This window comes from Rhodopseudomonas pseudopalustris (genome assembly GCF_900110435.1).
GTDB classification, from domain to species: domain Bacteria; phylum Pseudomonadota; class Alphaproteobacteria; order Rhizobiales; family Xanthobacteraceae; genus Rhodopseudomonas; species Rhodopseudomonas pseudopalustris.
On record NZ_FODT01000002.1, the window covers coordinates 330129 to 352642 of the forward strand.

Sequence of the window (22514 nt, forward strand, 5' to 3'; positions counted from 1 at the left end):
GAACAACCGCGCAGCCAACGCGCACAACAGGGAGAGAATCCGGATGCCCGAGATCACCGTCAACATGGCTGCCGGCCGCACCGACGAGCAGAAGGCGGCGATGATGCGCGACATCACCCAGGCGCTGGTGACGCATCTCGGCGTCGATGCCGAGGCCGTGGTGATTCAGATCAACGAAGCGCCGCTCAGCAACAAGATGAAGGGCGGCAAGACCTTCATCGAACGCAAGGCCGAGCAGGGCAAGTAGGCCTTTTCGACGACGTCTCGTTCGTCATTCCGGGGCGCGAGCGAAGCTCGCGAACCCGGAATCCATACCCCCTGGACTTGCGGTCGAGTGTGGACATTGCAACGCTTGTCCTTCTCATCGACACTGGGAATATGGATTCCGGGTTCGCTCACTTCGTGAGCGCCCCGGAATGACGAGCACACACGCATTGATTGTCGAAATTGCAGAGGCCCTGATGGACGCGCGCGATGTACTCACCGTCGGCATGAGCGCCGAGCGGCAGATCACGGTGGCGCCGGAGCAGACGGTGCAGCATTTCGTGCCGTATATGCCGGCGGTGTTCGCGACGCCGCTGATGATCCTCGAAATGGAAATGGCCTCCGGCGAGGCGGTCCATCCGAAATTGCCGGACGGCTGGGTCACCGTCGGCACTGGCGTCGACATCCGCCATTTGACGCCGGCGTTGGTCGGCCATGTGGTGCGGACGGTCTCGCGCGTGACAGCGGTCGAGCAGCGCACGGTGAGCTTCGAGGTCGCCTGCTATGTCGGCACCCGCAGGGTCGGCGATGGCCGCCACATCCGCGGTCTGATCGATGTCGACGCCTTCACCAAGCGTTTCAAGGATTGGTCGGGCTCTTAGCGACCCTCGCGCAACCAGGTCGCCGCGAAGGCGCCGAGCAGCAGCAGCAGGCCGATCAGCCCGGTGAACACCGGCAGCACGCCGACGCCGCGGACCACGCTGGCGTCGCGCATCCGCACGCCGAGCCAGCCGTCGCCGCGGAACAGCGTCGCGGATTGCACCGGCACGATCCGCGGCAACTCGATGCTGCCGCTATCGGCGATCCGCCGTGAATCGCCGCCGGTTGCCTGCGTCAAGGGCTTCAGCGTGTCGGGGGTCGAGGTGACTTCGGAGAATTCCTTTGGATTGACCGGCCCGACATTGATCAGCGCCTTCAGCGTGCCGTCGGTCGCCTGCCACAGTCCGAGTTCGTCGGCCGGCAGCGTCGCGCGCCAAGTGCCGGGATCGTTCGAGTTCAGGCTGAACTGCCGGGTTTTGCCGGACGGCGAAGTGACGGTCACCGGCGGCACGTCGTCCGCCATGGTCTGGCGGATCACCTGCAGGTCCTTGCCTTCGACCTTCAGCCGCAGCGCCTCCTCGTCGAGGTCGGGCTGCTTCATCAGCCAATGCGACATCCGCCGCAAAAGATCGAGATGCGGGCCGCCGCCTTCGTAGCCGCGCGCCCACAGCCAGATGTGATCGGACAGCAGCAGCGCGACACGGCCCTCGCCGAAATGCGAGAGCAGCAGCAGCGGCATGTTGTCGGCGCCAGTCATCAGCGGCGGCGTGGTGGTGTTGCGGGTGTCGATGGTGCGGAAGAAGCGGCTCCATTTCGGCGGCTCGGAGTTCGAGCCCTCCAGCCCGCGCGTCACCGGGTGGCGTTTGCCGGCGTCGGACAGATGCGCATAGAACGGCTTCTCGGTGACGCCGACCGGCTCCGCCGGCAGCAATTGATCGAGCGGCGTGCGCCAGATCGAAGTGGTCGAGGCGTAGTCCGGCCCGGCCGAGACCAGCACCGCGCCGCCGTTCTTCACATAGCGCGCGATGTTGTCGAAATACGCGATCGGCAGCACGCCCTGGCGTGCGTAGCGGTCGAAGATGATCAGCTGAAACTCGTTGATCTTCTGCTGGAACAGCTCGCGGGTCGGAAACGCGATCAGCGACAATTCGTTGATCGGCGTGCCGTCCTGCTTCTCCGGCGGCCGCAGGATGGTGAAATGCACGAGGTCGACGCTGGCGTCGGACTTCAGCAGATTGCGCCAGGTGCGCTCGCCGGAATGCGGCTCGCCGGACACCAGCAGCACGCGCAGCTTGTCGCGGACGCCGTCGATCGAGACCACCGCGCGATTATTGACCATGGTCAGTTCGTTCGCGACCGGCGAGGCTTCGATCTCGACGATGTTCGGGCCGGCGTGCTTGATCTCGACGTCGACAGTGACAGTCTGCCCGCTGCCGACGCTGCGCTCGTTCAGCATTTCGCCGTCGCGGCGCACCACCACGCGAGCGCGTTCTCCGGAGATGCCCTGGTCGTCGAGCCGGTAGGTGATGGTCTGGGTCTGGCCGACAATGCCGAAGCGCGGTGCGGCGACGATCGCGATCCGGCGATCGCGTTCGTTGCTGCGCCCGGTGATCAGCGCGTGCACCGGCGCCTGGAAGCCGAGCGCCGCGGCGTTCGCCGGGATGTCGTGGACCCGGCCGTCGGTGATCAGAAAGGCGCCGGCGACGCGGTCGGTCGGCACGTCGGACAACGCCGAGGTCAGCGCGCCGAACAGCTTGGTGCCGTCGGTCTCGCCGTCGGCCTGGCCGGCCTCGACGACGCGAACTTCGACGCCCTTCAGCTGCTTCAGCCGCTCGACCAGCGCTTCCTTGGCCTGTTCGGCTTCCTGAGTGCGGCTGCCGAAATTCTGGCTCGGGCTCTTGTCGACGACGACGGCCGCGACCGACGACAGCGGCTCGCGCTCCTCACGGGTGAAGGATGGATTGGACAGCGCGAGCAGGATCAGCGCCAGCGCCGCGATCCGCACCAGCGCGCCGCGCGAACGGCCGAGCAGAAGGATAGCCGCGATGACCGCGACAGCGGCGAGCGCGACCCACAGCACGGCCGCAGGAACCAGAGGCGCGAAGGCGATGCCGTATTGCATCAATTGCTCCCTCCGCCATCGTCATTCCGGGGCGCGCCGTTTTGCGCGAACCCGGAATCCATAACCCCTGCAGGGAGTATGGATTCCGGGTCCGCGCCGCGAGTGCGGCGCATCCCGGAATGATGAGGCGAATTGTTTGCCCGCATCACTGCCCGAGCCGTTCGATCAGCGCGGGGGCGTGGACCTGGTCGGCTTTGTAATTGCCGGTCAGCGTGTACATCACGATGTTGACGCCGGCGCGGAACGCGAATTCGCGCTGGCGCGGCTCGCCCGGCGTCAGCGGCAGCATCGGCTGGCCGTCCGGCCGCATCGCCCAGGCGCCGGCGAAATCGTTCGAGGTGATGATGATCGGCGACACCCCGTCGCCGCCGCGCGCCGGCCGCGCGGAGTCCTCGTCGTCGTTCTCGCGCGGCAGCACCTCGACCCAGGTCTCGCCTGCGGTGAAACGGCCGGGGAAGTCGCGCAGCAGATAGAACGTTTTGGTCAGCACGTGCTCGCGCGGCACCGGTTCAAGCTCGGGGATGTCGAGCGAGGACAACACGTTGCGCAGCGTCAACATGCCGGGCGTCTGAGATGCGCCGTTCGGGCCCGCCGGCGCCTCGATCGCGTCGCGGGTGTCGAAGATCACGGTGCCGCCCTGCTTCATATAGGCGTCGATCTTGTTGAGCGCGTCCTGCGGCGGCTTCGGCGCACCCGCGATCACCGGCCAGTAGATCAGCGGGAAGAACGACAGCTCGTCGCGCGCCGGATCGATGCCGATCGGCTCGCCGGCTTCGAGCGCGGTGCGCTGCGCCAGGAACAGCGTCAGCCCGCTCATCCCGGCCTTGACGATCGAATCCACGTCCGGATTGCCGGTCACCACATAGGCAAGGTGAGTTTGCGACGTCGACTTGATCGCGAACTCATCCTTGGGGCCGTCGGCATAAGACGGCCACGGCGTCGTCGCCAGCGGCAGCGCGAGCATCAGCGCCAATGCGGCGGTGGCCGCGCGGCGGCGGCGCATCAGCAGCGCGATCAGACCGCCGCCGAGCAGCGCCACGATCAGCGCGTCGAGCAAGAACAGGCCAAGCGAGGAGGCGAGCAGAATCCCGCGCAGATCGCGCGGTTCGGCATTGGTGTAGTCCGCGCGCCGCGCATTGATCGCCGCGGTGTCGAGCGGCGCGATTCGGTCGGCGGCGGCCAGCGTATTCACGGCGAGCGGACCGTCGGCCGGGCCGTAGAAGCCGGGTGGGTGGTCGGCGCTGCCGCGGTCGCGGTACGCGACCGGGATCGGCTTGGCCGAGGCCGGCGGCGGGCCGAATGCGCCGAAGCCGTCGAGCGTGCGCAGCGGCGCCACGGTCTCGGCGGCGTTGGTCTCGGTGGCGACGCCGGCGCCCGGCGTCGAGGTGTAGCCGGACATGTCGACCAGCCTCCGCAGCATTTCGACGAAGGTGCCGGACATTGGCAGATCGGACCAGCGCATGTCGGCGCTGACGTGGAACAGCGTCACCAGGCCTTTGCCGCGATGTTCGCCGGTGACCAGCGGCGTACCATCGGCGAGCGAGGCCCAGCTTTTTGTCGCCAGCACCGCGTCGGGCTCGGCCAGCACCTGGCGATTGACGGTGACGTCGGCCGGCACAGCAATCCCCGCGAATGGGCCATCGGCCGCAAATGACGCGAGGTGCTGCGGCTTCTCCCAGGTCAGGCTGCCGCCGAGGCTGCGGCCGCCGCGCCGCAGCTTCACCGGCACCAGATCGTCGTCGTTCTGGCGCGCAAGCCGTGGCCCCGCGAACCGCACCAGCACGCCGCCCTGTTCGATCCAGGCGTCGAGCCGCTGGCGAAGCTCCGGCGACAGCGCGCCGACATCGGCCATCACCATCATCGGCAGCTTCTGATCGAGAAACTGCGCAATGGCCTGCTGCGGCGCGGCGCGGTCGCCGAGCCGGACGTCGGCGAACGGCGACAATGCGCGGGCGAGGTAGAAGGTCGGCGCCAGCAGTGGCTGCGCGGTGTCGGAGCTCGCGCCTGAGACGATGCCGATGGCGCGGCGGCGCCAGCGCTTGTCGAGCAACTGCACGGCGCCGGCAGAGCGTTCGCCGGCGATTTCCAGCCGCGCGATATCGTTGCGCAGCTCGACCGGTAGCTCGAAAGCGGCGTCGGTCTCGCGATCCTGCGGCGGAAAACTGAAGCGCGCCTCGCCGATCGGCGCACCCTTGGCGTCGAGCGCCCGCACCGTGCCGGTGTCGAGGCCGCCAGCCTGCGAACGCAGCACCTTGACCGTCATCTTGGCGGCCGCGTTCTCCGCGGCGGCGAGCGCATGGGCCGGCGGCGCGCCGCCCTCGACGATGGTGACGCTGCGGTTCTGCACCAGTTTGTTCAGGCCTTGGACGAATTCGCCGCCGCGTCCGGTGTCGACGCCGTCCGTCAACCAAACGATCTCGGCGTCGCCTGAGGCCTTCAGGAAGCGCTCGATCGGCGGCAGCGCCTCGACGCGTTCGACCGCGTAGGGTTTCGGCGCGAGCTGGCGCAGCGACACCCGCGCGGTGCCCGCCGGCATCAAGGTCGGATCGCGCGTCGCTTCCGACAACGGCGCCAGCGCGACGGCGCGGCGCGAACTATCGGCTTCGGCGATCAGTTCGTCTGCGGCCTTGATCCGCATCTCCCAGTTCGACGCCGAACTCCAGCCGTCGTCGAGCATGATCAGCAGCGGCGCGCGGCTGTTGCCTGCGGCGGTCTGCGGATTCCAGATCGGGCCGGCAAGCGCGATGATCACCAGCGCCGCGGCGAGCATCCGCAACGCGGTCAGCCACCACGGCGTGCGCGACGGCGTTTCTTCCCTGGGGGCGATCTCGAACAGCAGCCGGGTCGGCGGAAAGTCGATGCGGCGTGGCCGCGGCGGCGTCACCCGCAGCAGCCACCACAGCGCCGGCAGCGCAGCGAGCCCGATCAGCAGCAACGGTTCGGCGAAGGACAGAGGCAAACCGCCGATCATGCGCCGAGCCCCGCTTTGGCGCCGCGTTCGACGCCCTTGGCTGAGGTCATTCCGGCGTGCAGGAACAGCAGCAGCTCAGCGGTCGAGCGGCTGGTGGTGTGAGTCGAAAACAGCCAGTCGAGCTTGCCGGTTTCGATCCGGATCTGGTCGCGATGCGCCGCCACCAGCGCCACATAATCGGCCGCCCAGGTCTCGGCGCGGCCGGCGGTGATCGCGCCGCCGCCTTCGGGTTCGACGAATTCGACACGGCCGGAGAACGGAAAGCTCTCTTCCGCAGGATCGACAACCTGCACCAGGGTGCCGTGCGCGCCGGACGAGGACAGCCCGGCGAGCATCTGCCGGATCTCGCCGATCGGCGACCAGAAGTCCGACAGTACCACGATTTCGGCCAGCGACGACGGCGCGAAGGACGGCGGCAGACTGTCGCGCGAACGGGTGTCGTGCAGGATCGCCTGCGCCATCCGGTCGATCACGTTGTTGTTCGAGGTCGGGTTCATCAGCCCGGGAATGCCGACGCGCTCGCCGCCGGCGACCAGCAGTTCGGCCAGCGCGAACGTCACGATCAGCGCACGCTCGAGCTTGCTGTCGCGTGCGCCCTTTGAGGCGTAGGCCATCGAGGCCGAACGGTCCGGCCACAGCCACACCGTATGCGCCGCCTCCCACTCCAGTTCGCGGACGTAAAGATGATCGTCGCGCGCCGAGCGGCGCCAGTCGACGTTTTGCGCCGGCTCGCCGGATACGAAGCGGCGATACTGCCAGAAATTCTCGCCGGCGCCGGCGCGGCGGCGTCCGTGCAGGCCGTGGGTGACGTTGTTGGCGATCCGGCGGGCCTCGAGCATCAGCCGCGGCAGTGACGCGGCGAGCGTGCGGCTTTCGCCATCCGCGCGTCGGACTGCAAGCGTCTCCTTGTTCGGTTGCTCGGTCGCCTGCGCCATCAACCGATCCGGCTCTTGAGCTGCCGGATCACGTCCGGAATAGTGCGGCCTTCGGCGCGGGCCGAGAAGGTCAGAGCCATCCGGTGCTTCAGCACGGGTTCGGCGAGGTCGAGCACGTCGTCGATCGACGGCGCGAGCCGGCCGTCGAGCAGCGCGCGGCCGCGCACCGCCAGCATCAGCGACTGGCTGGCGCGCGGGCCGGGCCCCCAGGCGATCAGCTTGCCGAGATCGCCGGCCTCCGGACCGGGACGCGCCGAACGAACCAGCGAGAGGATCGCTTCGACCACCGAGTCGCCGACCGGCAGCCTGCGCACCAACCGCTGCGCCGAAACCAGAAGCTCGGCATTCATCGTCGTTTTGGGGACCGCGTGCTCGGCGCCGGTGGTGTCGAACAGGATGCGGCGCTCGGCGTCGCGATCCGGATAGTCGACGTCGATCTCCATCAGGAAGCGGTCGAGTTGGGCCTCTGGCAGCGGATAGGTGCCTTCCTGCTCCAGCGGGTTCTGGGTTGCGAGCACGTGGAACGGCTTCGGCAGGTCGTGCCGTGCGCCGGCCACGGTGATGTGCTGTTCCTGCATCGCCTGCAGCAGCGCCGACTGCGTGCGCGGGCTGGCGCGGTTGATCTCGTCGGCCATCAGCAGCTGTGCGAACACCGGCCCGGCGATAAATCGGAAAGAGCGCTTGCCGGCGGCGGTCTCGTCGAGCACTTCGGCGCCGAGAATGTCGGACGGCATCAGGTCGGGCGTGAACTGGATGCGCTTGGCGTCGAGACCGAGCGTCACACCCAAGGTTTCCACCAGCTTGGTCTTCGCGAGGCCCGGCACGCCGATCAGCAGCGCGTGGCCACCTGCGAGAATCGTGATCAGCGTGTTCTCGACGACGCGGTCCTGGCCGAAAATAACCGTGGAGATCGACTCTTTGGCGGCGCGGACGTCGCTGGCGACCTGCTCGGCAGAGCGCACGATGACGTCTTCAAGTTTCTCGACACTGTCCGCGCCTGCCATCCAGTCTCTCCTGTTCACGTTCGCCTGTCGACCGGTCCGACCTGTCGCAGCGGCGTCGTGCGATTTCCGCAGCCATGCTAGGCTGCCGCTGCGGCGAAGCGAAGGCTATGGTTTTATTAGCCAAATCTATCCCCACATTATGAGCATCGCGGATTTGCGCCCATCACGATGTGGAGAGTTGAATCGCGCCGTACGTTGGCAAAGATGCGCAGCTATCGTGCAATTTCTTGGAGATCAGGGTCAGGGTAAACCATGGCGAAGCAAGGGCAGACCGCAAACCACAGTCTCGACGGATTGACCGAAGCCGCGCGTGAGGCTGCGGGCCGATCCGCGACCGGCAAGGGCCTGCCGCCGGTGCATCTGTGGAATCCGCCGTTCTGCGGCGACCTCGACATGCGCATCGCGAGCGATGGAACCTGGTTTTATCTCGGCACGCCGATCGGCCGGCCGGCCTTGGTGCGGCTGTTCTCGACCATCCTCAAGCGCGAGGATGGCAAACACTTTCTGGTGACACCGGTCGAGAAGGTCGGCATCAAGGTCGATGATGCGCCGTTTCTGGCGGTTGAAATGGTCAAGGACGAGGATGCGCTCGGGCGCGTGCTGCGCTTCCGCACCAATGTCGACGACTGGATCACGTGCGACGCGGATCACGGATTGCGATTCGAAACCGCCGCCGATGGCGGAATCGTGCCCTATCTGCACGTCCGCGCCGACCTCTGGGCCAAGGTGACGCGGGCGTTGTATTACGATCTGGTTGACATCGGCGAGGAGCGGGTGGTCGATGGTCATCCGAAATATGGAATTGCTTCCGGCGGCGCGTTCTTCGCGATGGCCGACGCGGAGCAGATGAGGGAAGCACTTTGAACGGGCCGGAAGCACTTTGAACGAGCCGATGATGGGGATTGAGTCTGCCTTGGGCAGCATCAGTTCGGCCGACTTCTTCGATCGCGCGCTGCGGCGGTTGCGGTTCGACGTGCCTCCGGCGCTGACCGACGCCAGCGTCATTCCCGCAAGCGGCGATCACGGCACCGACCGGATGCTTCGGCTGATCGCGCAGGAGCAGCCGATCCGGCCCGCCGCAGTGTTGATCCCGGTGATCGAACACGCCGAGCCGACCGTGCTGCTGACGATGCGCGCCGCGCATCTCAACGATCATGCCGGGCAGATCGCATTTCCCGGCGGCAAGATCGACGCTACCGACAATTCGCCGCTCGACGCCGCGCTGCGGGAGGCGGAAGAGGAGATCGGCCTCGACCGCTCCTATGTCGAACCGATCGGCTATCTCGACGTCTACGGCACCGGCTTCGGTTTCCGCATTCTGCCGACGGTCGCGCGCGTGCGGCCCGGCTTCGAACTGACCATCAACAAATCGGAAGTCGACGACGCCTTCGAGGTGCCGTTGTCGTTCCTGATGAACCCGGGTAATCACCAGTTGCACAGCAAGGAATTCCGCGGCGCGCAGCGCTCCTACTACGCGATGCCGTTCGCCGAGCGTTACATTTGGGGCGCGACCGCAGGCATCCTGCGGGTATTATACGAACGGATCTGCCTGCCATGATTCGTGCCGTACTGACGGAAGTCGCAGTCTTCCTCATCCCCTTCATTCTCTACGCGGCCTATCTGGTGATCACGCGTTCGGCGCTGACGCATCGCTCGTCATGGCCGCTGCGCGTTGTCGGCTGGCTGCTGTTGTCGGCGCTGATGTTGGTGATCGTCAGCCTGCTGTTGCTCGTGCACTATTCCGGCGCTCCGCCGGGCGCGACTTATGTGCCCGCGCATATCGAGGACGGCCGGCTCGTTCCCGGAGTCGAAAAATGACCGCAGCGGTGCGCGCCGACGCGCCGTGGCTGCATGTCGGCCCGGCTGCCCAGGTTCTCGCACTGCTCGACGGCCATGGTGAGGAAGCGCGTGTGGTCGGCGGCGCAGTGCGCAACGCGCTGCTGAAGCTGCCGATCGGCGACGTCGACATCGCCACCACCGCATTGCCCGACGAGGTCGTTCGCCGCGCCAGGGCGGCCGGCATCAAGGCCGTTCCGACCGGAATCGAGCACGGCACCGTGACGCTGGTGCTCGATGGCCACGGCTTCGAGATCACCACGCTGCGCGAGGATGTCGAGACCTTCGGCCGCAAGGCCAAGGTCGCGTTCGGCCGCGACTGGGTCCGCGACGCCCAGCGCCGCGACTTCACCATCAACGGGCTGTCGGTCTCCGCCGACGGCGTGGTGCACGACCATGTCGGCGGCCTCGACGACATCGCCGCGCGGCGGGTGCGGTTCATCGGCGATCCGGATCAGCGCATCGCCGAGGACTATCTGCGTATCTTGCGGTTCTTCCGCATCCACGCAGCTTATGGCGTCGGCGCTCCCGAGCGGGACGGGTATCTGGCCTGCATCCGCGGCCGTGGCGGCTTGTCGACGCTGTCGGCCGAGCGGATGCGGATGGAGATGCTGAAGCTGATGGTGGCCGGCGGCGCTGCGGCATCGGTGGTCGCGATGGCCGATGGCGGCCTGCTGCTCGGGGTGCTCGGCGGCGTGATCTATCCTGGAGCTTTCGCGGCGATGGTCGAGGCGGAGCGCGCGCTCGGTCTCGACGCCGACCCGGTGCGGCGGCTCGGCGCGCTCGCCGTCGCGGTCACCGAGGACGCCAAGCGGTTGACGCAGCGGCTGCGGCTGTCGAACGCGGAGAGCAAGCGGCTCGACTCGATGGGGCATCGCTGGTGGCGGCTGGCCCGCATGGACGAGGCCACCGCACGCCGCCGGCTGTATCGCCTCGGGGAGCCGCGGTTCCACGACAGGATGATGCTGGCCTGGGCGCGGGCAGGGCGTGAGGCCGATCCTGCGCCATGGCGCGACCTGATTGCGTTGCCGCAGCGCTGGCGCGCGCCGGCTTTTCCGCTGAAAGCCGCCGATTTCATTGCCCGCGGTTTCGCCGAGGGGCCGGCGCTCGGTCATGTCCTGACGCTGGCGGAGGACGCCTGGCTCGCCGCGGACTTCCCGGTCGACGATCAGCGGCTGCAGGCGATCGCCGATCAGACCGCGGCGCGGTTCGCGCGCGATCACCGGCTCTGACGATCGCTATCGGATCCCGATCGTCTTGTGTGTTTGCACACTGAGGCGCCATTGCGGATGGCGCAGGCAGTACGCGATCGCCAGACGGGTATGCTCGTCGCGCGCCGGGCCATCCATCGGCTGCAGCGAGAACCGCTCGAAGTCGAGCGCGGCGAATTGCTCCGGCATCGCCCCGGGCTGCGGATACACCAGCTTCAGCTCGTTGCCGCGCTTCACCCGCAGCTCAGCGCCGGCCTTGGGACTCACGCAGAGCCAGTCAATTCCCGGCGGCGGCTCGATCGTGCCGTTGGTTTCGACGCCGATCGCGAAGCCTTGCTTTTGCAGTGCGGCAATCAGCTCCGCGTCGAGTTGTAGCAGCGGCTCGCCGCCGGTGATCACGACGTAGCGATCAACCTCGGCGCCGGCCCATTGCGCTGCGATAGCGCCGGCGAGCTCGCCGGCGTCCGTGTAGCGACCGCCGAGCGTGCCGTCGGTACCGACAAAGTCGGTATCACAGAACCGGCATACCGCCTGATCGCGATCCTGCTCGCGGCCGGTCCACAGATTGCAGCCGGCGAATCTGCAGAACACCGATGCGCGCCCTGCATGCGCGCCTTCGCCCTGCAAGGTCAGGAAGATCTCTTTCACCGCGTAGCTCACGAAGCCTTGTCCTTTATCCGTAACGGGTCTGGCGGAGCGCTTCGCCGACCACCAACGCCGCGGCCATCGCGACGTTGAGCGATCGCATCTTCGGTTGCATCGGGATCAGCACGCGCGCATCGGCGGCTGCGGCGACCTCGTCCGGTACGCCTGCGCTTTCCCGGCCCAGCAGCAGCACATCAGTGGATTGGTAACGTTGTTCGAGATAGGGTGTTACGCCTTTCGTTGTAAGCAAAATCACTCGGCAGTCAGCTTCCTTCCGCCATTGCACGAATTTTGACCAGGAATCATGGCGCAGGATCGTTACCTGATCGAGATAGTCCATTCCCGCGCGCCGGAAATGCCGATCTGATGTCGGAAAGCCTGCAGGCTCGATGATGTGAGCTTCGAGGTTTAAACACGCGCAAAACCGAAGAAGTGTGCCGGTGTTTTGCGGAATGTCGGGTTGGTACAGGGCGATCCGCATACGTAATGCTCCCTAGCAACTGAATTATAACTCGCGTTGTGACATGACAATTCGCGGGAATTTTATGAGCCGCGCTGAATAGCCGTTGGCGGGCTTGCGCTCTACCGGCAAGGGTGCCAATAGATCGATTCTGGACTGTCTGTTTCTTCCCGACCGGCTTGCGTCAAGCAGCCAAGGGGTGCGTGGGCTGCGGACTCCGGCGGCCTTCCCTCGGGCGATCGTTTCGCATCTTGCCGAGACCGCTTCGCCGGCCGCAGATATGAAAGGGCTTTGGATCGTGACGACAGAGACTTCGGCGGAACCGACACGCCGTGATTTTCTCTACATCGCAACCGGCGCCGTGGCTGCAGTCGGCGCAGCTGCGACCGTGTGGCCGTTCATCTCGCAGATGAACCCAGACGCATCGACGATCGCCGCCGGCGCGCCGATCGAAGTCGATCTGACCCCGATCGCTGAGGGTCAAGACATCAAAGTGTTCTGGCGCGGCAAGCCGATCTACATCATGAACCGCACCAAGAAGCAGGTCGAAGAAGCGCGTTCGGTGAGCCTGTCGGCATTGCCCGACCCGCAGACCGATCAGGACCGCACCAAGGAAGGCTACGAGCAGTGGCTTGTCGTGGTCGGCATCTGCACTCACCTTGGCTGCATTCCGATCGCGCATGAAGGCCTGTTCGACGGCTTTTTCTGCCCCTGCCACGGTTCGCAATACGATTCCTCCGGCCGAATCCGCCAAGGGCCGGCCCCGGCGAACCTGCCGGTCCCGCCGTATCAATTCGTCTCCGACACCAAAATCCAGATCGGCTGACGCTCAGTCGCGTCGCCACATCGCTTACTAGGATCGCATCATGAGCGGACCCTCGACCTATCAGCCACAAAGTCCTTGGATGAAGTGGCTTGAACAGCGCCTGCCAATCGGGAACTTTGTTCACTCATCGTTCATTGCGTGGCCGACGCCGCGGAACCTGAACTACTGGTGGACGTTCGGCGCCATTCTTTCGATGATGCTCGCGCTGCAGATCATCACCGGCATTGTGTTGGCGATGCACTACACGCCGCACGTCGACATGGCCTTCGACTCGATCGAGCGCATCGTTCGCGATGTCAACTACGGCTGGCTGCTGCGCAACATGCACGCCGCCGGCGCGTCGATGTTCTTCATCGCGGTCTACATTCACATGTTCCGCGGCCTGTATTACGGGTCGTACAAGGCGCCGCGCGAAGTGTTGTGGATCCTCGGCGTGATCATCTACCTGCTGATGATGGCGACCGGTTTCATGGGCTACGTGCTGCCGTGGGGCCAGATGAGCTTCTGGGGCGCCACCGTGATCACCAACCTGTTCTCGGCGATCCCGTTCGTCGGCGACAGCATCGTGACGCTGCTGTGGGGCGGCTATTCGGTCGGCAACCCGACGCTGAATCGCTTCTTCTCGCTGCACTACCTGCTGCCCTTCGTGATCGTCGGCGTCGTCGTGCTGCACATCTGGGCGGTGCACGTCACCGGCCAGAACAACCCGGCCGGCGTCGAACCGAAGACCGAGAAGGACACCGTCCCGTTCACGCCGTACGCGACGTTGAAGGACGTGTTCGGCATGTCCTGCTTCCTGATCTTCTTCTCGTGGTTCATCTTCTACATGCCGAACTATCTCGGCGAAGCCGACAACTACATTCCGGCGAACCCGGGTGTGACCCCGCCGCACATCGTGCCTGAATGGTACTACCTGCCGTTCTACGCGATCCTGCGCTCGATCCCGGACAAGCTGATGGGCGTCGTTGCGATGTTCGGCGCGATCATCGTCCTGCTGTTCCTGCCCTGGCTCGACAGCTCGAAGGTGCGTTCGTCCCGCTATCGTCCGCTGGCGAAGCGGTTCTTCTGGGGCTTCGTGGTCTGCTGCCTGGTTCTGGGGTGGCTCGGCTCCAAGCCGGCGGAAGGCATCTACACTATGCTTGCCCGCGTCTTCACCTTCTTCTACTTCGCCTACTTCCTGATCGTGCTGCCGATGCTGTCACGGGTCGAGAAGACCCTGCCGCTTCCGAACTCGATCTCTGAAGACGTGCTGAACAAGGGCAAGGTGATTGGCACGACGGCGGCGAGCCTGTTCGCCGTGGTGTTGGCCGGATCCATGATGTTCGGCGGCGTGCAGAGCGCCAAGGCGGGGGAAGGCGGCGAGAGCCCGCCCTCGCTGAGCTGGAGTTTTGCTGGCCCGTTCGGCAAGTACGATCGCGCCCAATTGCAGCGTGGCTTCAAGGTCTACAAGGAAGTCTGCTCGGCCTGTCACTCGCTGAAGTTGCTGCAATATCGCAACCTCGCCGAGCCGGGCGGCCCCGGCTTCACCCTGGATCAGGCCAAGGCGATCGCCGCCGAAGCCTCGATCAAGGACGGCCCCAACGACGCCGGCGAAATGTTCGAGCGCCCCGGCCGGCTCGCCGACGCCTTCCACTCGCCGTTCCCGAACGAGCAGGCGGCGCGCGCGGCCAATGGCGGCGCGGTTCCTCCGGACATGTCGCTGCTTGCGAAGGCTCGCTCCTATCCGCGTGGCTTCCCCCAGTTCGCATTCGACCTGTTCACCCAGTTCCAGGAGCAGGGCCCGAACTACATCGACGCGTTGCTGCAGGGCTATCTGGATACGCCGCCGGAAGGGTTCTCGTTGCCGGACGGGTCGTACTACAACAAGTGGTATCCCGGCCATTCGATCAAGATGCCGCCCCCGATTTCGGACGGGCAGGTGACCTATGACGACGGCAGCCCCCAGACGGTTCAGCAATACGCCAAGGACATCACGTCGTTCCTGATGTGGGCCGCCGAGCCGCATCTCGAAGCCCGCAAGCGCCTTGGTCTGCAGGTCATGATCTTCCTGATCATTCTCAGCGGTCTGCTGTACTTCACCAAGCGCAAGGTCTGGTCGAACGCGCACTGAGCGCGAACGACGAGAGATCAGACGACGATCGCGTGACAGAAAGCCCCTTCGGGGGCTTTTTTGTTGCGTCGAGCCGCGATGTGTGGCTGCACCTCCGGCGATTGCATCTCGCAGTCAGTGCGGACACAATGTTCGCAACGATGTGCGACTCAAGCGGAGGAATCATGGGCACGATCATCACCTTCAAACGTCCCGACGGTCAGGACGCCAGCGGCTATCTGGCCAACGCCGCGCGCGGCAATGCGCCCGGCGTCGTCGTGATCCAGGAATGGTGGGGGTTGTCCGAGCAGATCAAGGGCCTGACCGACCGGTTCGCTCTGGCCGGTTTCGATGCGCTCGCGCCCGATCTCTATAACGGCAAGGTCGTGCCCTATCACGACACGGACGCAGCCAACAAAGAGATGAGCTCGCTCGATTTCATCGATGCGACGACGCAGACCGTGCGCGGTGCGGTGGCCTATCTCGCGCGCAACGGCGCCAAGGTCGGCCTCACCGGTTTCTGTCTTGGTGGCGCAGTCACCGTCATCGGCGCGTGCAAGATCCCCGAACTCAGCGCCGCGGTTGTGTTCTACGGCATTCCGCCGGAACAGGCGGCCAAACCCTCGGAAGTGCGGGTTCCGCTGCAGGGCCATTTCGCCAACCGCGACGATTGGTGCACGCCTCAAGTCGTCGACGCCTTCGAGAAGGGACTGACAGAGGCCGGCAAGACTGCGGAATTGTTCCGCTATGAAGCCGACCATGCCTTCGTCAACGAGCAGCGCGCTGCGGTGCATGATCGCGAAGCCGCGGAACTCGCGTGGTCGCGCGCCACTGCATTCTTTGGAAAGCATCTCGGCTGATCCGCCGTTGCCTCTAAAATTTGAGCGGTCGCCTGAAGACTTGGAAGAAGGGTTTGCTGCGATAAGGCTGTCAAATGTACGAGGACAGCAATGGTTGAGAGAGTTGTAACACCAGGTCGCAACGTCATCGACTTCGCGGACTATCAGCGAACTCAGCGACCGAGTCAGGCAACAGCGATGAGCGGCCGCTTCTGCCGTCACTGCGGCGCGGCGCTGCTCGACGACGATTCCGAGGATGATTGTTCGAGCGCCGGCATCGGTCTGCAGAGACCGTTCCGTGGGCGGTCGCCGCGCCGCATCCGTTTCGATTGATCGACAACGACCAAACAAAAAAAAGCGGGGCGATCGCTCGCCCCGCTACTGACAGGAGAGCGGCGACCTCGCTACACGTGCTGGCCGCCGTTGATGTGGATCTCGGCGCCGTTCACGTAAGACGACGTCTCCGTGCACAAAACGTAGATGATCTTGGCGACTTCGTCCGGGGTGCCGAGCCGACGCAACGGGATGTCTTCTTCGACGATCTTTTCGGTGCCCGGCGACAGGATCGAGGTGTCGATCTCGCCCGGCGCGATCGAGTTGACGCGAACGCCGATGCGGCCGAAATCCGACGCCATCTCACGCGTCAGCGCGGCCAGCGCTGCCTTGGAGGTGGCGTAGGCCGCCCCCGCGAAAGGATGCACCCGCGAGCCGGCGATCGAGGTGACGTTCACCACCGAGCCTTTCGCCGCCTTGAGTTCCGCGATCAGTCCGCGCGCCATCATGATCGGCGCAAAGAAGTTGACGTGGAATACGTGTTCCCAGGTGTCCATTTCGGTGTCGATCGAGCCGAGCCGGCCGCCGCCGGCGGCTTTCGGCGAGATCGCGGCATTGTTGACCAGAGCGTGGAGCTGATCGCCGTCGAGGCGTTCGCGGATTTCCGCGATGCCGCGCAACGTATCGTCGCGGTCGCCGAGATTGATCTGGATGTGATCCTCAGGGCCAGCGCCCCAAGGGCATTCCTCGGGGAAGGGGTGGCGCGAGCAGGTGATCACCCGCCAGCCGGCGCTGGAGAAGCGGATCACCGTGGCGTGGCCGATGCCGCGGCTGGCGCCGGTCAAAATCATGGTCCGGCGCTGCGCATTGCTGTCGGGCGCGCGCGGCTTCGCGGTGTCGGGGCTCATGGATACAGCCTTGTCTTGATCCAGGGTTGGGCCGGGGTATCCCGGCTGAATTCGATCCGGTCGTGCAGGCGGAACGGGCGGTCGTGCCAGAACTCGAAGCGCAACGGCGTGATCCGCCAGCCGCTCCAGCCCGGCGGGCGCGGAACCTGGCCGACCAGATAGCGCGCAGCCACCTTGGCGATCGCCTGCTCGAAGGCGAAGCGGCTCTCCAGCGGCTGCGATTGTTTGCTAGCCCAGGCGCCGATCTGCGCCTGCTTCGGCCTGGTGGCAAAGTAGTCGTCGGCTTCGGTTTCGGTTACCGCAGACACCGCGCCGCGAATGCGAACCTGACGCCGCAACGACTTCCAATGAAACAGCAGCGCCGCCTTTGGGTTGGCGGCAAGCTCGCGACCCTTCTGGCTGGCGATGTGGCTGTAGAACACGAAGCCGTCAGTGTCGTAGCCCTTCATCAGCACCATCCGGACATCCGGCAGACCGTCGGGGTCGACCGTGGCCAGCGCCATCGCGTTCGGATCGTTAAGTTCGGATTCATTCGCATCTGCAAACCACTCAGCAAACAACGCAAATGGATTCTCCGCCGCGGTGAAATCACCGGACGTTAACTGACTCTGTTGTTGGATGGAGGTATCGCTCATGCGAGGAAATCCGACTTGTGCTTCACCACGGTCCGAAACGCGCTGGGAACTCTGTATAGGTCAGACCTATATAGGGCACGCAACCGCGTTGGCCTATCGGCGATCGCCCCATCCGCGGCGATGATAGCGATTCTAATGGGGCCGGGACTCGGCGGCTGCAGTGTCGGGGGTAAGGATGCAGCTTTTGCCCAAATGGAAAGCAACGACTTCACCGGCTCCATCCGCGCCTTGGCGCCGTCTTCCGATAACGGCCCAACCGAGGCGGATCTGGCAATGGCGCGCATTGCCGCGTCCGACGTGCTGACCAAAGGCGACAAGGATTCGAGCCAGCCCTGGGAGAATCCGGCCACCGGTGCGCGCGGTTCGGTGACGCCGATCGCCGCCGCCTACACCAGCGATGGACAATCCTGCCGCGACTTTCTTGCGAGCTACGTCAAAGACAGGTCGGAGAGCTGGATGCAAGGTGCGGCGTGCCGCTCGGCGCAAGGGCATTGGGAAATCCGCTCGCTGAAGCCCTGGCGGCGCAGCTGACGCGCCGCGAAGGCGGCCGAAAGCGGTTGCAAAAGCGACACAAAAACCCCAGATGAAACGCCAATGGGCGTTCTGCCCAGGGTTCGAATTCCTTGAAGGAGACGAGACGGATGCGCGACCCCTATGAGGTCCTGGGGGTGCAGCGGGACGCCAGCGCTGCGGCGATCAAGAGCGCCTATCGCAAGCTGGCCAAGAAGCATCACCCCGACGCCAACAAGAACGATCCGAAGGCTGCTGCCCGCTTCGCCGAAGTCAATTCCGCCAACGAGATCGTCGGCGACGAGACCAAACGCAAACAGTTCGACCGAGGCGAGATCGACGCCGAGGGCAAGCCGCGCTTCCAGGGCTTTCCCGGCGGCGGACGCGGTGGGCGTGCAGGCGGGCCCGGCGGTGGCTTCGAGCACAATTTCCGAAGCGGTGGCGGCGGATTCGCTGGCGCGGGCGGCGCAGGCTTCGAGGACATTCTGAACTCGATGTTCGGTGGTGCGGCCGGCATGCGCGGCGGCCCGCGCGGCGGCCCCCAGGGGTTCGATTTCGACACCGGCGGCTTCGCTCCCGATCTCGACCAGACCGTCGCGATGACGGTGACGCTGGAAGAGGCGGCCCAAGGCACCGAGAAGCGCGTCCGGCTGCCGACCGGCAAAGAGCTCAACGTCAAGATTCCGGCTGGCGTCAGTTCGGGCCAGCAGATCCGGCTGAAAGGGCAGGGCGATAGCGCCCCCGGCCATCGCGCCGGCGATCTGCTGATCACCGTCAACTACGCCCCGCATCCGCACTTCAAGGTCGAGGGCACTGATCTGCGGCTGGAGCTGCCGATCACGCTGTATGAGGCGGTGCTCGGCGCCAAGGTTCGCGTCCCGACGCTGACCGGCGCAATCGAACTGTCGATCCCGAAGAACACCTCGAGCGGGAGAACCTTCCGGCTCAAGGGCAAGGGGTTGCTGAAGAACGGCGCGACCGGCGACCTGTTCGTCACCACGCGGATCACGCTGCCGGACGGCCACGATGCCGAGCTCGAGGCGCTGATGCAGAAATGGCGCGACGGCCATCCGTATCACCCGCGCAGCGACCTCAAATAACTGCCGGATCGGCTGGAAGACGGTGGCGTGGCCCGGCCAAAAGGGGAGCGGCCTCGGCGCGGGGGATCAGCGCAACCCCGGCCAAGGCCGCTGTGCGTCGATCGGCGGATCAGACGCGGATCAAACATCCTGAGTTCATCGGACGATAGTGAGGCGCGTCCATGTTGGAAACCGCGATTATCGATGTCGAAATTGGGACGACGATGATTGCTAAGTCAATAGTGCCCGCCGGCTCCAACTGATTGCCAACTAACCGCCGCTCTTGTCGGTCTGCTCATAGACCTGCTTCGCTACTTCGCTCAATCGGTCCCTGTCGGTCGGGCCCGACAGCACATAGCCAACGCCGCGGTCGGTCCAGAACAGCGCGCCGTCGCGATCATCGCTGGCGTAGCGCATCTGCGTCGCGTCGGTTTTGGCGCGCGAGGTGTACAGCGTGAAGCGCTCGCCGCTGGCGCTCTCATACATCAGGAAGGCCGCCGGCGCGTCGGGTCCGGGCAATAGCCGCCCGCCGACCAGCTTCAGCCCGGCGCCGTCGAGCTCGGGCGCCCTCACCACATAGCCGACGCGCTTCGACAGCCATTGCTGCAGATGGGCGCGTTCGGAGCCCTCGACCTCGACGGGGTGGCGAACCTCGACGACGTAGAGCCGGTGCGCGTCCAGCGCATCGACGGTGAAGTTGCGGAAAATGCTCGGTGTCGCGGCTGCGCCGTGGGCGAACCAACCGGCTCCGCCGCCGGCGATGAACGCCGCGAGCGTTGCCGCGATTGCGCCGGCGATCCAGCGCCGCGGCGGGCGGTTGGTCAGCCGGTCGATCTGCAGGCGCGGCGGCACCGGCTCGTCGAACACCTGATCGTAGCGTGCGTGCAGCGCCTCCGCTATCGCGCGCCACGACGCCACGCGTTCCGCATCCGCCGGATGCGACGACAGCCAGGCTTCGACGTCACCGTGCCGCTCGTCCGGCAGTTCGCCGTCGACATAGGCATGCAGTTCGTCTTCGGTCACGGGAATCTTGGGGTCAGTCATGGCCATTCGTCTTCTGCATTTACTGTCTCATTTCACCCGCTTGAGCATCGGCCGTTCGCCTGCGAGGGTGGCGCGGATGTGGGCGCGGGCGCGGGCAAGGCGGGACATCACCGTGCCGATCGGCACGCGCTGGATGTCCGCGATCTCGCGGTAGCTAAGCCCCTCCAGAACAACCAGCAGTAGCACCGCCCGCTGCTCTTCGACCAGCGTCGCCAGCGCGCGCGCGATGTCGCCGCCCTCCGCTTCGGTGCCGCTGGCGTCCGCGCCGGTGTCGTTCAGCGGCAGCAATGGCGGACGGCGCGCCAGTGCACGGCGGCGGTTGCGGTTGAGGTTGGTCAGAATGGTATAGAGCCAGCTCCGCAGATCGCCGCCGTGAAACAACTTTTCCGAGCGCAGCGCCCGCACCAGCGTGTCTTGCACCAGATCGTCCGCAATATCGGCGTCGCGCGCCAGCGCGCGGGCGTACCGCCGCAGCGCGGGAATCAACTCTTCGACGCCGTCGCGAAAATCGTTCATGGCTCTGTTCGCCCGGACTTGCCTGCCGCGCGGCGGTGTCTCGGCGACGGCAGCAGCGCCGGGAATCATAACACCGCCGTGCGGCGCCTATTCCATCGCGCCAGGATTGCGCGAAATCGCTGAATTTGCAGCGAACATGGGGGCTGTACCCAGCCCGGCCGCTGGTGTAGGTCCAAAGCCTGATCAAGGCGATAGGATATGAAATGGTGACCGATTCAGGTCTGATGCACGGCAAGCGTGGTGTGATTCTGGGCGTGGCCAACAATCGGTCGATCGCCTGGGGCATCGCCAAGGCGTGCCGCGCCCACGGCGCAGAGATCGCGCTGACCTGGCAAGGCGACGCGCTGAAGAAGCGGGTCACGCCGCTGGCGGCCGAACTCGAGGGTATTTTGGTCGGGCATTGCGACGTGACCGAACCGGCGACCATCGACGCGGTGTTCGACGAGCTGAAGGCGAAGTGGGGCAAGATCGACTTTGTGGTCCACGCCATCGCGTTCTCCGACAAGGACCAGCTCGACGGGCGCTATGTCGAGACCACCGCCGATAATTTTTCCAAGACCATGCTGATCTCTTGCTATTCGCTGACAGCGATCGCGCAGCGGGCCGAGAAGTTGATGCCGGATGGCGGCTCGATCCTGACGCTGACCTATTACGGCGCCGAGAAATGGATGCCGCATTACAACGTGATGGGCGTCGCCAAGGCCGCGCTGGAAGCCAGTGTGCGCTATCTCGCTGCCGACCTCGGCGAAAAGAACATCCGCGTCAACGCCATCTCGGCCGGCCCGATCAAGACGCTGGCGGCGTCGGGGATCGGCGATTTCCGCTACATCCTGAAGTGGAATGAGTACAATTCGCCGATGCGCCGGACGGTGACGATCGAGGAAGTCGGCGACAGCGCCTTGTATCTGCTCTCGGGCTTGTCGCGCGGCGTCACCGGCGAAGTGCACCACGTGGATTGCGGCTACCACGTCGTCGGAATGAAGCGACCCGACGCGCCGGACATCACCTTGGCGAAGGACTGAGGAAGCGCTCCGCCGTCATCCGGAGGCGCGCGTCCGAAGGGCGCTCCTCGAAGGCTGACATCGCGGCTGCCGTCGCCCTTCGAGCTCGCTCATGCTGGCACCTTGGGACGACGGCTTTGCACAGGCTGATCATGCCCACCATCTACTACATCCGCCACGGCCAGACCGACTGGAATGCCACCGGTCGATTTCAGGGCACGCAGGACATTCCGCTGAACGACATCGGGCGCGCGCAGGCCAGCGCGGCCGGCCAACTGCTGCGCGATCTGCTGACCCGCGACGGCCGCGACGCCGCGAGCCTGTCTTATGTCGCGAGCCCGCTCAGCCGCGCTCGCGTCACCATGGAGCTGCTGCGCGTTGCGCTCGGCCTGCCGGCGGAGGATTACACCACCGACGACCGGCTGCGCGAGATCACCTACGGCGCCTGGGAGGGGTTCACGCTGGCGCAGATGGAGCAGTCCAACTCGGAAATCCACGCCGCACGTCTGGCCGATCGCTGGGCCGTGGCGCCCCTGCGCGGCGAGAGCTACGCCGACCGGCTGCCCTTTATCGCCGACTGGACCGGCGCGTTGACAAACGACACGGTGGCGGTTGGCCATGTCGGCACCGCGCGGACGCTGATGGTGGCGCTCGGCCTGAAATCGCCGGCGGAGGCGTTGGAAGGGCTGATCGAGCAGGGCGCACTCTATGTGTTCCGCGACGGCGGGCTGACGATCGTGCGCTGACCCCGTTTGAACCGTCGCCCACGAGGGGAGAAGGTGACAGCGGGCTTGTTTGACCACCCG

General features: G+C 65.6%; 23 protein-coding genes. 13 read left to right on the top strand and 10 right to left on the bottom strand.

Annotated elements, in window-relative coordinates:
- Positions 1-43: 43 nt before the first annotated feature.
- Positions 44-247: a tautomerase family protein gene (locus BMY71_RS04890; RefSeq protein ID WP_011501712.1), complete on the top strand. Its 204-nt coding sequence runs from the start codon at positions 44-46 to the stop codon at positions 245-247.
- Between the two features lie 214 nt (positions 248-461).
- A complete protein-coding gene (locus BMY71_RS04895) occupies positions 462-866 on the top strand; it encodes a thioesterase family protein (protein ID WP_092682125.1) in 405 nt (134 codons plus the stop codon).
- Here the strand turns inward: BMY71_RS04895 and BMY71_RS04900 are convergent.
- The 4 genes from BMY71_RS04900 to BMY71_RS04915 all read right to left on the bottom strand — a co-directional run bounded on the left by BMY71_RS04900 (position 863) and on the right by BMY71_RS04915 (position 7836).
- The gene (locus BMY71_RS04900) at positions 863-2926 is read right to left on the bottom strand and encodes a hypothetical protein (RefSeq protein ID WP_092682127.1); all 2064 of its coding nucleotides are present in this window, start codon (positions 2924-2926) and stop codon (positions 863-865) included. The two genes, BMY71_RS04895 and BMY71_RS04900, sit on opposite strands and share 4 nt — an antisense overlap.
- Before the next feature lie 145 nt (positions 2927-3071).
- The gene (locus BMY71_RS04905; RefSeq protein ID WP_092682128.1) at positions 3072-5897 is read right to left on the bottom strand and encodes a DUF4159 domain-containing protein; all 2826 of its coding nucleotides are present in this window, start codon (positions 5895-5897) and stop codon (positions 3072-3074) included.
- Positions 5894-6832, bottom strand: a complete 939-nt coding sequence (locus tag BMY71_RS04910) for a DUF58 domain-containing protein (RefSeq protein ID WP_092682130.1) — start codon at positions 6830-6832, stop codon at positions 5894-5896. The genes BMY71_RS04905 and BMY71_RS04910 overlap by 4 nt, the downstream gene beginning before the upstream one ends.
- Positions 6832-7836 carry an AAA family ATPase gene (locus tag BMY71_RS04915; protein WP_011501717.1) on the bottom strand — a complete coding sequence of 335 codons (1005 nt, stop codon included), beginning with the start codon at positions 7834-7836 and terminating at the stop codon, positions 6832-6834. Before BMY71_RS04915 ends, BMY71_RS04910 begins: the two co-directional genes overlap by 1 nt.
- 252 nt (positions 7837-8088) lie before the next feature.
- Between BMY71_RS04915 and BMY71_RS04920 the strand changes: the two genes are divergently transcribed.
- The 4 genes from BMY71_RS04920 to BMY71_RS04935 are packed head-to-tail and all read left to right on the top strand — an operon-like array spanning position 8089 to position 10904.
- On the top strand, positions 8089-8700 hold the full coding sequence (locus BMY71_RS04920) for a DUF1285 domain-containing protein (protein WP_092682132.1): 612 nt from the start codon (positions 8089-8091) through the stop codon (positions 8698-8700).
- Positions 8701-8728: 28 nt separating this feature from the next.
- Entirely contained in the window at positions 8729-9394 is a 666-nt protein-coding gene (locus tag BMY71_RS04925; protein WP_080506356.1) for a CoA pyrophosphatase, read from the top strand.
- Positions 9391-9654, top strand: coding sequence for a DUF6111 family protein (locus tag BMY71_RS04930; protein ID WP_092682134.1), 264 nt, complete (start codon positions 9391-9393; stop codon positions 9652-9654). Before BMY71_RS04925 ends, BMY71_RS04930 begins: the two co-directional genes overlap by 4 nt.
- Positions 9651-10904, top strand: a complete 1254-nt coding sequence (locus BMY71_RS04935; RefSeq protein WP_092682136.1) for a CCA tRNA nucleotidyltransferase — start codon at positions 9651-9653, stop codon at positions 10902-10904. The genes BMY71_RS04930 and BMY71_RS04935 overlap by 4 nt, the downstream gene beginning before the upstream one ends.
- A 6-nt stretch (positions 10905-10910) precedes the next feature.
- Here the strand turns inward: BMY71_RS04935 and queE are convergent, their stop codons facing one another.
- Positions 10911-11543, bottom strand: a complete 633-nt coding sequence (gene queE, locus BMY71_RS04940) for a 7-carboxy-7-deazaguanine synthase (RefSeq protein ID WP_092682138.1) — start codon at positions 11541-11543, stop codon at positions 10911-10913.
- Positions 11544-11556: 13 nt separating this feature from the next.
- Entirely contained in the window at positions 11557-12009 is a 453-nt protein-coding gene (locus BMY71_RS04945; protein WP_011501723.1) for a tRNA (cytidine(34)-2'-O)-methyltransferase, read from the bottom strand.
- A gap of 277 nt (positions 12010-12286) precedes the next feature.
- Between BMY71_RS04945 and petA the strand changes: the two genes are divergently transcribed.
- The 3 genes from petA (at position 12287) to BMY71_RS04960 (ending at position 15763) form a co-directional block, all read left to right on the top strand.
- On the top strand, positions 12287-12814 hold the full coding sequence (gene petA, locus BMY71_RS04950; RefSeq protein ID WP_011501724.1) for a ubiquinol-cytochrome c reductase iron-sulfur subunit: 528 nt from the start codon (positions 12287-12289) through the stop codon (positions 12812-12814).
- A gap of 40 nt (positions 12815-12854) precedes the next feature.
- Positions 12855-14924, top strand: a complete 2070-nt coding sequence (locus BMY71_RS04955) for a cytochrome c1 (RefSeq protein ID WP_092682140.1) — start codon at positions 12855-12857, stop codon at positions 14922-14924.
- Positions 14925-15088: 164 nt separating this feature from the next.
- Positions 15089-15763, top strand: coding sequence for a dienelactone hydrolase family protein (locus BMY71_RS04960; protein ID WP_092682142.1), 675 nt, complete (start codon positions 15089-15091; stop codon positions 15761-15763).
- A 383-nt stretch (positions 15764-16146) separates the two neighbouring features.
- On the opposite strand, the gene BMY71_RS04970 is transcribed toward BMY71_RS04960, so the two are convergent.
- Entirely contained in the window at positions 16147-16923 is a 777-nt protein-coding gene (locus tag BMY71_RS04970; RefSeq protein ID WP_041805181.1) for an SDR family NAD(P)-dependent oxidoreductase, read from the bottom strand.
- The gene (gene pdxH, locus BMY71_RS04975) at positions 16920-17558 is read right to left on the bottom strand and encodes a pyridoxamine 5'-phosphate oxidase (RefSeq protein ID WP_092682146.1); all 639 of its coding nucleotides are present in this window, start codon (positions 17556-17558) and stop codon (positions 16920-16922) included. Before pdxH ends, BMY71_RS04970 begins: the two co-directional genes overlap by 4 nt.
- Positions 17559-17573: 15 nt before the next feature.
- Here pdxH and BMY71_RS04980 point away from each other — a divergent pair, with 15 nt between their 5' ends.
- Positions 17574-18089: an RT0821/Lpp0805 family surface protein gene (locus tag BMY71_RS04980; RefSeq protein WP_244525978.1), complete on the top strand. Its 516-nt coding sequence runs from the start codon at positions 17574-17576 to the stop codon at positions 18087-18089.
- A 110-nt stretch (positions 18090-18199) separates the two neighbouring features.
- On the top strand, positions 18200-19168 hold the full coding sequence (locus BMY71_RS04985) for a DnaJ C-terminal domain-containing protein (protein WP_092682148.1): 969 nt from the start codon (positions 18200-18202) through the stop codon (positions 19166-19168).
- Positions 19169-19417: 249 nt separating this feature from the next.
- Here BMY71_RS04985 and BMY71_RS04990 read toward each other — a convergent pair whose 3' ends face one another.
- Both BMY71_RS04990 and BMY71_RS04995 read right to left on the bottom strand, forming a co-directional pair.
- A complete protein-coding gene (locus BMY71_RS04990) occupies positions 19418-20191 on the bottom strand; it encodes an anti-sigma factor family protein (RefSeq protein WP_092682465.1) in 774 nt (257 codons plus the stop codon).
- A 27-nt stretch (positions 20192-20218) separates the two neighbouring features.
- Positions 20219-20707: a sigma-70 family RNA polymerase sigma factor gene (locus BMY71_RS04995; RefSeq protein WP_041805736.1), complete on the bottom strand. Its 489-nt coding sequence runs from the start codon at positions 20705-20707 to the stop codon at positions 20219-20221.
- 203 nt (positions 20708-20910) lie between these two features.
- On the opposite strand from BMY71_RS04995, the gene fabI reads away from it, so the two are divergent.
- Together fabI and BMY71_RS05005 are read left to right on the top strand one after the other, a co-directional pair.
- Positions 20911-21729: an enoyl-ACP reductase FabI gene (fabI, locus tag BMY71_RS05000; RefSeq protein ID WP_011501734.1), complete on the top strand. Its 819-nt coding sequence runs from the start codon at positions 20911-20913 to the stop codon at positions 21727-21729.
- Between the two features lie 131 nt (positions 21730-21860).
- Complete coding sequence (locus BMY71_RS05005) at positions 21861-22454, top strand: histidine phosphatase family protein (protein ID WP_080506357.1); 594 nt, start codon at positions 21861-21863, stop codon at positions 22452-22454.
- Positions 22455-22514 lie beyond the last annotated feature (60 nt).